Origin of the sequence: Phaeovibrio sulfidiphilus (assembly GCF_014861485.1) — a bacterium.
GTDB lineage: Bacteria > Pseudomonadota > Alphaproteobacteria > Rhodospirillales > Rhodospirillaceae > Phaeovibrio > Phaeovibrio sulfidiphilus.
Map to the genome: position 1 here is coordinate 1 of NZ_JACZHT010000026.1, position 366 is coordinate 366.

Below are 366 nucleotides of genomic sequence, written 5' to 3' on the forward strand. Positions count from 1 at the left end.
CAGAAGGGCCACGGCGGGCGGACCACGGAAAACGACAGGCGCACACACCGGCCCAACGGCCAACACGCAGGGCCCCAGGGCCTCGCACGACGCCCCAAAGGCGCCACAGACCCCGAGACGCTTCCCCGACACAGGGAGCACACACGGGGAACAGACGGACCCGCACAGCGCCTCCTCAGGGTACAGGCGGTGCCGCCCCTCCGGAGGCCTCCCTAGCGCAGCGCAGGAGCCGTCGCCGGAAACCGGAGACAGGCCTCACGGCCACTCGCACACAGCACCCTTGACGCGGGGTGGAGCAGCCCGGTAGCTCGTCAGGCTCATAACCTGAAGGTCAGAGGTTCAAATCCTCTCCCCGCAACCAAAAAA

At 68.0% G+C, this 366-nt stretch carries 1 tRNA gene; it reads left to right on the top strand.

From position 1 onward, the window contains the following. The first annotated feature begins 284 nt into the window (after positions 1-284). A tRNA-Met gene (locus IHV25_RS10260) sits at positions 285-361 on the top strand. The last annotated feature ends 5 nt before the right edge of the window (positions 362-366 follow it).